Genomic DNA, 13,693 nt, shown 5'->3' with positions numbered 1-13,693 from the left:
ATGACTGCTAGTGCTTCAGCCCCTAACTGTCATCTGGTTCGTCACATGACGACGTCGCTGGCGTTCGTGGGCTCCTTCAAAAGGGTCCGCTTCGGGTCGTGACGGAACACCATCAAGCTCAAGGGGGGCAGGCAGAGGCCGAGGGAATGGTCGTAGCCGTGGATGCCCCACTGGTCGGTTTCCTTACCGCCCATGTTGCCCATGTTGCTTCCGCCGTAGCGGCTGGCATCGGTGTTGAGGATTTCCTCGTAGTACCCCTCAAGCGGCACACCAACCCGGTACTCGGCGTGGCTCTGCGGTGTGAAATTAGCCACAACCACGAGCCAGGTTCCGCCACTGCTTTCCCGGCGCATAAAGCTGATGACCGAGTGACGGTTGTCGTTGCAGTCGATCCATTGGAAGCCGAATTGATCGAAATCGTCCCGCCAGAGTGCTGGTTCAGCCTTGTAAAGAACATTGAGATCGTCGACCAGGCGTTGGACCCCTTGATGGGGTTCGTAGTTCAGAAGATCCCATTGCAAATCTCCCCAGACGTTCCATTCAGCTCGTTGGCCGAATTCCATGCCCATGAAGATGGTTTTCTTGCCGGGATGTGTCCACATGTAGGCGAGTAGAGCCCTGGTATTGGCGTACTTCTGCCAGTCATCACCTGGCATCTTGTGCAGGAGATGGCTCTTCCCGTGGACGACTTCGTCGTGGCTCAGGGCCAACATGAAGTTCTCGGTGTAGGTGTACCAGATCGAGAACGTGATGTTGTTCTGGTGGAACTGTCGGAACCAGGGATCAAGCTCGAAGTAATCGAGCATGTCGTGCATCCAACCCATATTCCATTTGAGGTTGAAGCCGAGTCCACCGATGTTGGTGGGCTGCGTCACCATCGGCCAGGTGGTTGATTCCTCTGCAATGGAAAGGGCTCCAGGGAAATGCTGAAACAGCACATGGTTGGCCTGTTGAAGGAAATGAACGGCTTCGGTGTTTTCACGTCCGCCTTGATCATTGGCCAACCACTCCCCATCCGGTCTGAGGTAGTCGCGGTAGAGCATTGATGCCACCGCATCCACACGGATGCCATCGATGTGGAACTGCTCGAACCAGAACACAAGATTGGCAACCAGGAAGTTGCGAACCTCATTGCGGCTGTAGTTGAAGATCAGGGTTCCCCATTCCTTGTGCTCACCAATGCGGGGATCACCGTGTTCGTACAGATGGGTGCCATCGAAGAACGCCAGGCCATGGCTGTCCTTCGGGAAATGGCCCGGCACCCAGTCGATGATGATTCCGATGCCTTCGGCATGGCAGCGGTCCACGAATGCTCTGAATTCGTGGGGTGTGCCATAGCGACTGGTGGGTGCATACCAACCGGTCACCTGATAGCCCCAGGATCCATCAAAGGGATGTTCCGTGATCGGCATCACCTCGATGTGGGTGAAGCCCCGTTCCTTCACATAGGGAATGAGGCGGTCAGCCAGCTCGGCGTAGGTGAGCAAGCGGGCACCGGGCTTCATGTCGGCAGCTGGAACCGGGGTCCGCGCTGTGCCGTCGGGTTGAATCCAGGGCTGCTCCGCGGAGCCATGCATCCAGCTGCCCAGATGCATCTCATAAACAGAGATCGGCTGATCGAGTGGATTGCTGCTGTCGCGCGCCTGCATCCAGGCGGCATCCGTCCAGTTGAAGCCGTCCAGGCGAGAGACGATCGAGCTGTTATCTGGGCGGACTTCGTGTTGGAAGCCGTAGGGATCTGCCTTTTGGTAGCAGTGTCCTTCCTGGGTGCGGATTTCGTACTTGTAGAGCGATCCATTGGCCAGGCCGGGAATGAACAGCTCCCAGATCCCTCCCGTCCGCAATTGCATGGGGTGATGGCGTCCATCCCATGAGTTGAGATCCCCAATCACACCAACGCTCAGAGCGTGGGGAGCCCAGAGGCAGAACATCACCCCGGAGACTCCATTGCGCTCGCAGTGGTGCGCTCCCATCCGTTGCCAGATGTGGTGGTGGTTGCCCTGGGCGAAGAGATGGCGATCTATTTCGCCCATCCACTCATCGCGGAAGGCCCAGGGGTCGTGTTGCTCGTGGGTGATTCCTCCACGCTCGACACGAACGCGATAGTCACTGCCAGGGTCGCCATCGACCGTGGCTTCAAAAACCCAGTTGTGGTGAGGACGCTCCATGGCGATCTCCCGTCCACCGAGCAGCAGAGTCACCGACTCGGCTTCCGGCATCCAGACGCGGACGACGGAGCCGCTATCCGTTGTTTGCGGTCCGAGAACAGACAACGGGTGGTCGTGTCGGCACTCAGCCAGGCGATGAGCGTCCTGAACCATCCAGTCGAGGACTGCGGTGACGCTCATGAAATGCCGAATCAGTGGGCGAGAGCTTAAGCGGAATTTTCAAGCCCTGATCGCTGTGTCGTCAGACGAAGTCGCGGGAAATGTCGACGTTGATGATCCGACCACTCTCATCGAAGATCACGAACAGATTGGTGGTGACGTCGGTGAAGGCAACACTGACCAGCACCAGTTGCTGCTCACCGCCTTGGCCGGCGATCACCGCATCCTTGACGGCGACGAAACCGCCGGAGGTTTTCGCCAATTTGCTCCACTTCCTCTCCAGATCACCGGGTTTGAGCTCTTGCTGGAACTGGAGGGAGAATTTTGATCGCGCTGCCACCCAGCGACCCTGGGCAAGGTCTTCAGCGAATTCCAAGGCGGTCGCTTGGATCGGGACAACCCGGTCACTCCATTTCCAGGCGAGAAGCTGGCCGTCGTTATCCAGAACCATAAGGAGGTTTTCCTCCCCCTGGTCACCCGTAATCACGGCGTCCACCGTTGTGGTGGCGTAGCCCGCTGTCGTGCCAGTCACGCGACCAGCTCGCAGGCGTTGGGCCTCGAGGCGTTGTCGCACCGCGGGGATCGTGGTGTTGGAGCGAACGTCGGGCGCCAGCAGATTGAAGACGGATGTTGCGTCCCGTGTCTCCAGGGCTTTCAAGAGGCGTTCTGCCGTCGATACAGCATCGGCTGCTGAAAGATCGGTTCGGGTCAGCTGCTGTGCCGAAGCAGGACTTTGCAGTCCGTCAACAACACCCAGTGGAGCTGCGAGGGAAAGAACCAGCAGAGCAGCGGACAGCTTCACGGCAGTTGGATCATGTCGTTATCCAGTCTGCCGGAGCTGAAAGGGTTCAGGGTGAGTGCAGAGTCAGCTAAATCCAGTGTCATGGTCACCACACGGTGGTCATGGCTGGGTGCACCGCATGGCACCTCCGGAGACCCAGAATTGACTCCAATGGCGGGCCACGCCGCCGGGGCGATCGAGAGACGCAGCTGATCCCCAGGTTTGAACGTCGCACAGACCGCTTGCAGGTCGATGTGTCTTGGGCGGTTGTGCAAGCAGGTTTCCCCCCGAAGGCGTCGTGTTCCCGTCGTCAGTTGTTCCACGCTTGTGCTGCCTGCCGGCAGGCGTGACAGGGCGACGCAGAGATCAAAACCGGGTTGGTCGGCCCAGGCCCCGAGCTTGAGTTGCGGCTGTCCGATCAGCAGACATGGCTCGTCCAGTGGCTGGCTCGTGAAGGTGACGACATCGCTACGGCCATCGAGTTGCTGGCGATCAACAGGACCGGGTTGGACACCGAGATGGCCGCCGATTCCGGGCACGGGTCGCCAGGGGTCATGAACCAGCGTGACCATGCCCTGCCCGGCACCTCCTGGCTCGAGGCCGCCAATGGCGTTGTCCATGTTGGCCACTCGATTTCCGCGAAGGGCCCAAGGTCCGCGTCGTTCCGGAACGGCTGTGTCCACTGTTGTTGGATCCAGCGTTTGCCAGGTCGCGTCGGTCACATTCCAGATCTGAGCCGGGTTCAGCCGGTTGGCCTCAGGGGGCGCCTGGAGATGGCGTTGGAAAAAGCGCAGCATCAAGGTTTGGGCCTCTGGCCACCACTGCAGATGGGTGGCTGGTCCGATGTGGAGCTCCGGGCGACCTCCGGCATGCCGAGCCCGCCTCCAGAGGTCGAGAATGCCGTTGAGATGGGGATCCCAGCAGCCTCCGATCAACAACATCGGTTGACGCAAGACCGCCGCTGCGACCGGATGCACTGTCCACTCCTCTCGACGATCCGGATCGGACGTCAACCACTGCAACGCCATGCCGTCTGGTGCATGGCGTTGCAGCAGGGCTGGGCCATCTCGGAGATAGGCGTTGCTTTCAAGGCTTGTTCTGAGTTTCAGCCAGGCCTGGTGATCGTTGCGGTGTCGCGCTTCCAGTGCGGCGAGCTGCAGGCCCCAGCCAAGGCCAAGGTGCCACCACTGCGCTCCACCCTCACAACTCCAGTGCTCACATTCATTGAGGCCGGCCATGGCCGGTGCCAGGCAATCCGGCGGGGGACTCTCCGCTGAACTCAGCAGCTGGGTTAATCCTTGATAGGAGAAGCCGTAACAGCCAAGGCGGCCATTGCATTCCGGAAGGGCTCGCACCCATTGCTGGGTTGCTGCGCCATCGGTGGCTTCCTGACGGAACCCCCTGAACTGTCCCGAGGAGTCACCCATCCCGCGGACGTCCTGGACGACGACCAGAAAGCCATGTTCGGCCCACCAGCTGGGGTGGGCATAGGTCACGGTTGAGGCGATGGCCCGTCCATAGGGCTGCCGCATCAAGAGTGCAGGCCAGGGCCCCCCACTGCTCGGGTGCCAGAGCCGAGCCATCAGAACGGTGCCGTCTTCAAGCTGCAGACTGGCGTCTCGGCAAACGACAGGCGGGTTGAACGGCGGGCCGTTAGTGGACATCCGGGCAGTGCATGCCGACCACATAGGTGATCAGAATCTCAGCATCTCCCATCGATATCTTGCGATCTTTCACCACCTGGCGCGTGGTCTTGCGGGAGTAGGGATCGAAGTTTTTGTTCTTGCTCTTGGCCGTCCGGAATTGACGACACATGGCTTTTGCTTCAGCAGGATTGCGCTTGATCGTCTCCAAAACATCTGCCTGAGCCAACGCCGCTGCAGGACCAAGACAGCTGATCAGGCAATACAGAAGTCCAAGAGCCGGTCTCATCCTTCAGACATCAGCTGAAGGTTGTCTACCAACGTTGATTGACGGACTGCGTCTAGCTGGGGTCAGTTCATGGTCCGCCTGGCGTGCTGGATCCAGGTCTGAGCAACCTTCAGATCCACCACGGCTCGCCTGCCACTGCCCAAGGCTCGCTCCAGTCGCCCGGTCTGTCGCACAAGGCGTTCCGGTGTGGAGGTTGCCAGAGCGCTCACGCTGGCAATCCCGGCATGCATCAGTAGCGCAGCATCCTGCGGGGCAAGGTTGAGATCGCAGACCAAGGTTGCGATCCCGCGGAGTCGTTTGAAGTTGCGAACCGAGGAGCGTCCTTGGCGCACCATTCGGCTGATGTCCTGATCATCCAGTCGCTTGAGTTCCCCCCAGCTGTTGATGCCGTTGTTGCGCAGTTGCTTGTGTTCGTCCCTGAAGGATTGCGGTAGATCGACCAGAGGCTGATCATCCATGGCTCAGCGGCACGCGGAAGTCACGTTCGAGTTCACCCCGCACCACCGGTCTGCTGCGGCCATCACCGCTGGTGTCAAAGCTGCGCAGTCGCACGGTGACGGTGCTGGTGCTGCGCCCTGATCCCCGCAGGTTGCCCGCCAGCTGTTGCAACGTCGGTTCGATCGTTGCTTCGCTTGCATCGATCGGAAGTTGCGCGACGACCAGGTCAGCTCCGTTATCGAAGACCACTGGAGCGCGGGTGGCGCCTTCGATGACCACCGGGGGTGTGTAGCTCACGCCAAAGGCCCAACAACTCACCGCAAGCAGCAAGGTGAAACTGCTGACGCCGACAAGGCGAAAGCGCAGCCCCCAACGGGCAAGAAAGGCAATGGCCGTCAGGCCCAGCAGACCGAGACCGCTCCAACCCAGCCAGGGGGCAGCGTTAAGCAACAGCTGATCAAGCGCCATCGAGCCTGGTGTTCGTCAAACAGTCTCCTTATATTGCGCGGGCTCCGGGGCTGGCGACGCTGTTGATGAAGCAAGCGCGTCGCCCACGCACCAGAGCTTTGGTTTCGATCGCTGTGACCGGTGGTGTCGCGGGCTTGGTTGCCGGTACCTGGGCCTTGGATCGGGCCGCAGCGTCGGCTGTTGCCCGGCTGACGCCGACGCTGGAGCGCAGTTTGAGCCGGCCATTGGGCCATCCCCTGCGTCTTGGTGCTTACAAGGGGCTCAGGGTTTGGGGAGTGGCCATCGGCCCTAGCACCGTCGGGTCTAGCGAGGGGGATCAATCGAGTCTGGCGGCGCAGGGCCTGACCGTTCGCTTTGCTCCACTCGCCAGCCTGAGCCAATGGCGACCGGTGGTGGCGGTTGATGTTGAACGACTTCGGCTTGATCTACATCGCAATGATCAAGGACAGTTTTGGCGCTTCGGCTCAGATCCTGATGGCGCTGAACCACCGAATCTCGGGGTTCGCTTTCGCTTCAACCAGCCGGCCGATGTTGTGTTCGCCGACAGTGGGGAGCGCCTTCAGGTCGAGGCCCGCGGCGCCGTTGGTTTGGCGGAACGATCGTTCACGACGCGGGCACGGATGTCCTGGAGTGATCGCCGTGGTGCCTTGGATCTCGATGGTGCCGGTCGCTGGGATCGCCCGCAGCTGAATCTGCGGACCCGGTTCGATGGTTTGCGGTTGAGTCGCCTCGCTGCCGTCGCGCCGTTCAACAAGGACCTGGATCTGGCCGGTGAGCTCAACGGTGACCTCCGCTTGCAGTGGACGGCGAATCATCTCGGGTGTCGGGGCTCGTTTCGGCTCAACGACCTGTCACTCCGCTCGGCGGCGTTGGACGACGCCGTCGCGTCCGATCGCATCCGCCTGACTTGCCATGACGACACCCTCACGGTCAAGCCGACTGAAATCCGTTCTGGTGCGTTAACGGCACAGTTGGGTGGCACCGTCACCTTGAATCAATCCTTTGATCTCACGGCATCGTTGCGTCGATCTGGCGCGCCCGAGGGTCTGAAGCTCAAGGTCCATGGCCCCTGGGCCCAGCCGCTTTGGACGGTCAACGGCCGCCTTGATCAGTTCGTTGATGGTCCGTGGACGGACCCGGTTGCCCTCACCGCCCGGCTGCGAACGCCCTGGGGTGTCGATGGATTGCGTCGCGTCCAACTCGAGAGGATGCAGCTCTCGTCAGTCGGATCAAAACTTCAATTGCAAGGTCAGCTTTTTCCCGAGTTGACCTTGCGCAGTCGTTCGCTTGTGGTGAGTCCTCAGCTTTGGGCTGCCCGTCCGGTGTTGCGGGAGCTGTTGGGGTCTGAGGCTTCGGTGTCTGGAGATCTGCAGGTGGATGGAGCGCTCGCTTCCCCTCAGCTGGCCTTGAGGCTTCGGCAGGAGGTCAACCCGGTGTTGCAACGCTGGGATCTTCAGGCCCGTTGGTCCAAAACCGATGAACTGCTGCTCCTTGAGCGTTTTGAAAGTCCAGCGCTCAAGGCCGGTGGGACGCTGCCGTTGGCGGTGACGACCGCTGGTTTGACGCCCGGTGCGTTGCAGGCAGATCTGGCGCTGTCTCGGTATTCCCTCGATCGCCTGTCAGGCCTGGCGGGTGTCGAGCTGAGTGGTGTCGCTTCCCTCCAGGGTCAGATCAACGGTCCTTTGTCTGCCCTCAGCCCTGAGCTCAGCATTGGTGTTGATCACCCAAGCGTGGCGGGGCTTCGGCTGCCGGAACGTTGGCGGGGTCGCCTGGAGGGCACTGCAGACGCGTCACTTTCCCTGCGGATGGCCTCGTTGGCCCCCAGTGTGGAAGGGCAGCTGTCAGCGATCATCCGCAGGGATGGTCGCCCCAGCTCTGTTCAGCTCAAGCGTCAGGGCGGAGATCTGAGCCTTCAAGGCGATGCGGATCTGGTGCGTTGGCGTGCCGATCAGCTGGCTCTTCTTGGCTTGCAGTTCCAGGCTCCGGGCAGCGAGCGCTTCGAGCCTGTCGTGGGATCGCTGTCGGGAACAGGGTCGTTGGCCTTTGCACCGTTGGTGATGCAAGGCGATTTCAGCCTCGATGGCCTTGGCTATCGAGGGGTCAGGGTTGCGCAGGTTCAGGCCAAAGCTCTGGTCAACACCAATCGCTTTCAGCTCGATGGAACGCTCCAGCCGGTGCGTGAGCAGCCCGGGGACGTGGCGGTGGAGCTTCGGGGCCAGCCTGGAGGTTGGTTGCGGGGCGGCTTGAAGGCACGGGGGCTGGATGCCGCCTGGCTTTCAGACACCCTGCGCCAGCTCAGACAGAAGGATCCACTGGCGGGTGAACCGCCGGGTCGTGCTGCCGATTTAGGTCGCTTGGTCATCGACACGTTCGGCGGTGGCCTCGATGGACAGTTGAGGGCCCTTCAGCGGTCCCGTCAGGCCCTTGTGGATGATGCGCTGGCCAATCCTGAGCGGGGGCTGTCCGTTGATGATCTCGATGGTCGCCTTGATGCCGATCTCACCGTTGCAGGGCCAGGCCTCGATCAACTCAACCTTGATCTGAAGGTCAAAGGCCATCTCTGGCTCACCACCGAGGACAGCGATCGTGTGCTGCAACTCGAGCCGTTTGTTGCCTCCATTCAAGGTCCGCTGCGTGGAGGTGAAGGCAAGTTCAGCCTGGAGCACCTTCCGGTCGGTCTGCTCGCGTTGTTCGTTCCAGTTCCAGCCTCCCTACGGGGTGCCGGCGGCGTTCGGGGGCGTTATGCGTTTGGCGAAGCAGGCCCGCAGATCGAGGCGGAGCTGCTGTTCGAGCAGGTCGCTCTTGGAGAGACCGACCTGTCCCTGCAACGGGATTCGCTCCGTTTCGATGCATCGGGTCTGTCCCTTGATCTCGCTCTGAAAAGCAGCGGTTCATCGCATCCGATCACCCTTGTCGGCACCGTTCCCCTGGCAGCCGACGACGGCCTGGATCTCACCATCGAGGCCCATGAGGATGCCTTGCGGTTCCTGACCGTGCTGACTGGTCCCGGCGTGGAGGTCACCCGTGGGACGACGGCATTGGACCTGTCCTTACGGGGGTCTCGACTGGATCCTGAGGTCAGCGGTTTTCTGGACGTGCAGGACGCTGCCGCCACGATCCAAGGACAGGAGCTGCGTCGCATCAATGCTTCGCTGCTGTTTGATTTCAACCGACTGGTCGTCAATGAAGGCTCGGCGGAGCTCGCTGCCGGGGGCAGCATCAAGCTGAGTGGTGCTCTGGCCCTGCTTCGCCCTGCGATGCAGGAGGAGCCACTCACGATCACCATCACCAAGGGGCGGGTCCGTCAGCCCAAGGCAGATTTTGTCGCCGATGGGAGCCTCGAGATCCGAGGCGCCATCACACAGCCGGAGCTGTCGGGTGAGCTCACCATCAATCAGGGCACAATCCGTCCGCGCGAGGGATTGCTGTCCCGTTCTTCGGGTGGGGGAGTCCAGGGGTTGATGCCCTTTCCGGACTTGGATTCCGGGATTCAGCAGTCGGTGGCCACGGTCTCGGAACCGGTTGGCCTTCGCGCTCTGATTGAAGAGCAGTGGGATTTCCAGGAGCCCCTGGTTCTGATCGGACCTGGAGCACCTCTGGAGGCGTCCGAACAGCTCCAGGATCTGATCCCCAATCTCCCAACGGTGAGCTTCCGCAACTTCCGGCTCCGTCTCGGTCCGGATCTGCGGGTGGAGATGCCGCCCATGATCAGTTTCCGTGGCAGTGGTCAGCTCCTGTTGAACGGTCCACTCGACCCGTCTCTGCAGGCCCGTGGGCTCGTTCGTCTGACCAATGGTCGGGTCAGCTTGTTCTCCACCACCTTCCGACTCGACAACAGCGCGGCCAACGTCGCTCTCTTCACTCCCTCGTTGGGCCTTGTGCCCTTTGTGGATATCGCGATGCAGACCCGAGTGTCCGACAACGTTCAGCAGGGAGGCGATAGCAGCACGACCACGGCGAATGTCTTCGAAACCAATGGCAGTGGTGCTCTCGGTCCCGGTGGGCAGCTTCGACTCGTCAAAGTCAGTGTTCAGGCTTCCGGACCGGCGAATCGCTTGATGGGCAATTTGGATCTGCGCAGTACGCCTCCAATGCCGCAACCGCAGGTGCTCGCCTTGATTGGTGGCAACTCGTTGTCGGGTCTCGCTGGAGGTGGTGGTGCCGCCTTGGCCACCGTGGTTGGTCAGACGTTGCTGTCGCCCGTGTTGGGCAGCCTCACCGATGTGATGGGAGAGCGACTTCAGATCGCCCTGTATCCCACCTATGTCAATCCGGAGGTCAAATCCGAGTCGGAGCGGACGTCTGGCCGTGTTCCTCCAACGTTCACCCTGGTGACGGAAATTGGGATCGACGTCAACGACCGCTTTGATTTCTCCGTGCTGTCAGCGCCGAACAACAGTGATGTCCCTCCCCAGGCTTCGATCAGTTATCAAGTCACTCCCAACACCACCGTGACCGGGTCCGTCGACAGCAACGGCACGTGGCAGAGCCAATTGCAATTGTTCTTCCGCTTTTAGGAATGAGCTCCACACCGCATCAGGTCATTGGTGTTGATCTCGGGGGCACGGCGATCAAGCTTGCCCGCTTCGACGCCGGTGGCACTGTGCTGGCGGAGTGCGAGCAAGCCACGCCTCAACCGGCGACCCCTGGAGCCGTGACCATGGCCATCTCCGAGGCGATTGAGCAGCTTGACCCCGATCGAGAGGCCGGCTGCGTTGGTGTTGGCCTTCCAGGGCCGATGGATGCTGCGGCCCGCGTGGCCAGGGTCTGTATCAATCTGCCTGGGTGGGAGGACGTCCCCCTGGCTGACTGGTTGGAATCCAGGCTCGACCGTCGTGTCACCCTCGCCAATGACGGCAACTGCGCGGTGGTCGGGGAAGCCTGGAAGGGGGCGGCCCAAGGATTTGATGATGTGGTGCTGCTCACCCTTGGAACCGGTGTTGGTGGAGGTGTGCTGCTGTCCGGTCAGCTGTTCACCGGCCACAACGGTGCAGCGGCTGAGCCAGGTCTGATCGGTGTGACCCCAGACGGCCCCCCATGCAATAGCGGCAACAGCGGCTCCCTTGAGCAGTACGCCAGCATTTCCGGCCTGCGTCGGTTGTGCGATCAGGACCCCCGTCAGCTCAGCCTGCTGGCCGAGCAAGGGGATCCAGAGGCCCTTGCCGTCTGGCAGCGCTATGGCACCACCCTTGGGGTTGGCGTCAGTTCCCTGGTGTACGTCTTCACTCCGCAACTGGTTCTGCTCGGCGGTGGGTTGGCCGGAGCGGCGGAGTACTTTCTGCCGGCGGTCCGTTCCGAGGTGACCCGTCGTGTTCAGGCGGTCTCTCGGGAGAACCTCTGCATTCAGGCCTGTTCCCTCGGAAATGGTGCGGGGCGTCTGGGTGCGGCGTGTCTTGCTCTGCAGAGGCTGGGCGGGATGATGGATCGTCTCTGACTCTTTCCGACCGCATGACCAGCGTTCCCGAGCCGTCGCCGGAACTGCTCCAGAGAGCCGGTGCTGTGCGTCTGGCAGCTGTGGACCTTGGTCAGACCACGGGCAGCCAACGCGCTCAGGCCCTACATGCCATGGCGGATGCTCTGGAGCGGCACGCGGACGCCATCGTTGCTGCCAATCAGGAGGACTTATCTCGATCGGCTGAGGCCGGTCTGGCCTCGGCCTTGATGGCGCGTCTGAAGTTGGATGCCGCCAAGCTCAGCGGCGCCATTGATGGTGTCCGCAAGGTGGCGGACCTGGCGGATCCCCTCGGTCAACGCCAATTGCACCGAGAGCTGGATCAAGGCCTTGTGCTGGAACGGATCAGCGTTCCAGTGGGCGTTGTTGGGGTGATTTTTGAAGCGCGGCCGGATGCGGTGGTGCAGATCGCCTCACTGGCGATTCGTTCTGGCAATGGCGCCATCCTCAAAGGTGGCAGTGAGGCCCGCTGTACCAATGAAGCGGTGATGCATGCGCTCAAAGATGGTCTCGTCAGCAGCGCCGTTTCACCGGAGGCGCTGACGTTGCTGACCACCCGTCAGGAGAGCTTGGCTCTGTTGCGCCTCGATGGCCTGGTGGATCTGATCATTCCCCGTGGCAGCAACGAACTGGTCCAGTTCATTCAGGACAACACCCGGATTCCCGTGTTGGGCCACGCCGATGGCATCTGTCATCTGTTTGTCGATGCAGCGGCCGATCTCGGCAAGGCTGTGACCATCGCGATCGACAGCAAGACGCAGTACCCCGCTGCATGCAATGCCGTTGAGACGTTGCTGATCCACCGGACCGTGGCCCAAGCGTTTCTGGCCCTGGCCTGTCCTGCCTTTGCGGACGCTGGGGTCAGCCTGCGCGGTGATCCGGCCAGTCAGGCGCTCGGCGTTCCATCCCCTGCGACCGATGAGGACTGGTCAACGGAATATCTCGATCTGATTTTGGCGGTCCGTGTGGTCGATTCCATGGCTGAGGCGATGGATCACATTCGCCGCTATGGCTCACGCCACACCGAGGTGATCGTCACTGAGGATCAAGCCGCAGCGACGCGTTTCCTCGCCGCTGTGGATAGCGCTGGGGTGTACCACAACTGTTCCAGTCGTTTTGCCGACGGCTTTCGCTACGGCTTTGGTGCGGAGGTCGGCATCAGCACCCAGACGCTCCCCCCCCGAGGGCCTGTCGGACTGGATGGTCTGGTGACCTATCGCTATGTGCTTCGAGGTGATGGACATATCGCCGCTGATTTTGCCTCCGGCAAGCGCCAGTTCAGCCATCGCGACCTTCCGCTCGGATGATGTCCCCGGATTCATCAGCGGATCAGGCGGTGATCCATGTCACGGATCTCCGGCTCTGGGCCCACGTCGGTGTGCTGGACCATGAGCGGCGTGATGGCCAGTGGTTTCGGGTCGATCTGCGGTTGTGGCTCGACGTCTCCCAGGCGGCTCAAAACGATGATCTCGCCGCCAGCCTGGACTACAGCAAGGCGATTCAGGCGCTGCAGACATTGTCCAGAGAGACCTGCTGTCTGACGATCGAACACTTCAGTGCCCTCATGCTCGATTGCCTGGAGAGGTTGTACGGCCCCTATCCCGTCTGGTTGAAGCTGACGAAGTGTGCGGCACCCGTGCCGGGTTTCTCCGGTGAGGTCGCCATTGAGCGTTGTCGCCATGGTGCGCCAACCCAAGTTCCATGACTCGTCCCCTGGTCCTAGTCCATGGCCTCTGGGACACTCCGCGGTTGTTTCGTCCCCTCGTGCAGGCCCTCGATCCCTCATGGGATCGGCCGTTGCTGATTCCTCATTTGCCCCATGGCCTTGGCGTTGTGCCGTTGCGACAGCTTGCGGCTCAACTGGATCAACACATCAGAGACCGTTTTGGAGACACCCAGGAGCTCGACCTGCTCGGCTTTTCGATGGGTGGTGTGATCGGTCGGATCTGGTTGCAAGAACGCAATGGCGCTGAGCGGGTTCGGCGTTTCTTCAGTGTTGGCAGTCCGCAGAACGGCACTCTGGCGGCCTTGCCGCTTCCTCGAGCGCTGCTGGCGGGCGCAGCGGATATGAAGCTCGGCAGTGCTCTGCTTCGCGATCTGAACCGAGATCCCTCGGCGCTCATCCGAATCTGCTGTCGGAGTTATTACTGCAGCTGGGATCTGATGGTGTGTCCCGGTTGGCGAGCGGTGTTGCCCACCGGGTCCAGGCAGCGCATCCCTGTCTGGACCCATCAACAGCTGATTGCCCACCCCAGAGCACTGGCCCAGCTCAAAGGGGATCTCGAGGCGCGTTGA

At 61.3% G+C, this 13,693-nt stretch carries 11 protein-coding genes; 5 read left to right on the top strand and 6 right to left on the bottom strand.

The window, feature by feature from the left end; genetic code table 11:
* Positions 1-41 precede the first annotated feature (41 nt).
* From glgB to ACGVKB_RS03915, 6 genes are all read right to left on the bottom strand, one after another.
* The gene (glgB, locus tag ACGVKB_RS03940) at positions 42-2,348 is read right to left on the bottom strand and encodes a 1,4-alpha-glucan branching protein GlgB (RefSeq protein WP_392349979.1); all 2,307 of its coding nucleotides are present in this window, start codon (positions 2,346-2,348) and stop codon (positions 42-44) included.
* 61 nt (positions 2,349-2,409) lie between these two features.
* The gene (locus ACGVKB_RS03935; protein WP_392349978.1) at positions 2,410-3,129 is read right to left on the bottom strand and encodes a DUF3887 domain-containing protein; all 720 of its coding nucleotides are present in this window, start codon (positions 3,127-3,129) and stop codon (positions 2,410-2,412) included.
* The gene (locus ACGVKB_RS03930) at positions 3,126-4,772 is read right to left on the bottom strand and encodes a CocE/NonD family hydrolase (protein ID WP_392349977.1); all 1,647 of its coding nucleotides are present in this window, start codon (positions 4,770-4,772) and stop codon (positions 3,126-3,128) included. Before ACGVKB_RS03930 ends, ACGVKB_RS03935 begins: the two co-directional genes overlap by 4 nt.
* Positions 4,762-5,040 carry a hypothetical protein gene (locus ACGVKB_RS03925; protein ID WP_392349976.1) on the bottom strand — a complete coding sequence of 93 codons (279 nt, stop codon included), beginning with the start codon at positions 5,038-5,040 and terminating at the stop codon, positions 4,762-4,764. Before ACGVKB_RS03925 ends, ACGVKB_RS03930 begins: the two co-directional genes overlap by 11 nt.
* A 62-nt stretch (positions 5,041-5,102) precedes the next feature.
* The gene (locus ACGVKB_RS03920) at positions 5,103-5,498 is read right to left on the bottom strand and encodes a DUF4332 domain-containing protein (RefSeq protein WP_392349975.1); all 396 of its coding nucleotides are present in this window, start codon (positions 5,496-5,498) and stop codon (positions 5,103-5,105) included.
* A complete protein-coding gene (locus tag ACGVKB_RS03915) occupies positions 5,491-5,946 on the bottom strand; it encodes a DUF2518 family protein (RefSeq protein ID WP_392349974.1) in 456 nt (151 codons plus the stop codon). Before ACGVKB_RS03915 ends, ACGVKB_RS03920 begins: the two co-directional genes overlap by 8 nt.
* Positions 5,947-6,011: 65 nt before the next feature.
* On the opposite strand from ACGVKB_RS03915, the gene ACGVKB_RS03910 reads away from it, so the two are divergent.
* From ACGVKB_RS03910 to ACGVKB_RS03890, 5 genes are read left to right on the top strand one after another with little or no spacing between them, the layout of a single operon-like run.
* Positions 6,012-10,463 carry a translocation/assembly module TamB domain-containing protein gene (locus ACGVKB_RS03910; RefSeq protein WP_392349973.1) on the top strand — a complete coding sequence of 1,484 codons (4,452 nt, stop codon included), beginning with the start codon at positions 6,012-6,014 and terminating at the stop codon, positions 10,461-10,463.
* A 2-nt stretch (positions 10,464-10,465) separates the two neighbouring features.
* Complete coding sequence (locus ACGVKB_RS03905; RefSeq protein WP_392349972.1) at positions 10,466-11,380, top strand: ROK family protein; 915 nt, start codon at positions 10,466-10,468, stop codon at positions 11,378-11,380.
* Positions 11,381-11,394: 14 nt separating this feature from the next.
* The gene (locus ACGVKB_RS03900) at positions 11,395-12,705 is read left to right on the top strand and encodes a glutamate-5-semialdehyde dehydrogenase (protein WP_392349971.1); all 1,311 of its coding nucleotides are present in this window, start codon (positions 11,395-11,397) and stop codon (positions 12,703-12,705) included.
* Positions 12,705-13,103 carry a dihydroneopterin aldolase gene (gene folB, locus ACGVKB_RS03895; protein ID WP_392349970.1) on the top strand — a complete coding sequence of 133 codons (399 nt, stop codon included), beginning with the start codon at positions 12,705-12,707 and terminating at the stop codon, positions 13,101-13,103. Before ACGVKB_RS03900 ends, folB begins: the two co-directional genes overlap by 1 nt.
* The gene (locus ACGVKB_RS03890) at positions 13,100-13,693 is read left to right on the top strand and encodes an esterase/lipase family protein (RefSeq protein ID WP_392349969.1); all 594 of its coding nucleotides are present in this window, start codon (positions 13,100-13,102) and stop codon (positions 13,691-13,693) included. The genes folB and ACGVKB_RS03890 overlap by 4 nt, the downstream gene beginning before the upstream one ends.

It is taken from the genome of Parasynechococcus sp., assembly GCF_042954325.1.
Classification (GTDB): domain Bacteria; phylum Cyanobacteriota; class Cyanobacteriia; order PCC-6307; family Cyanobiaceae; genus Parasynechococcus.
This window is presented reverse-complemented; position numbering and strand designations above follow the sequence as displayed.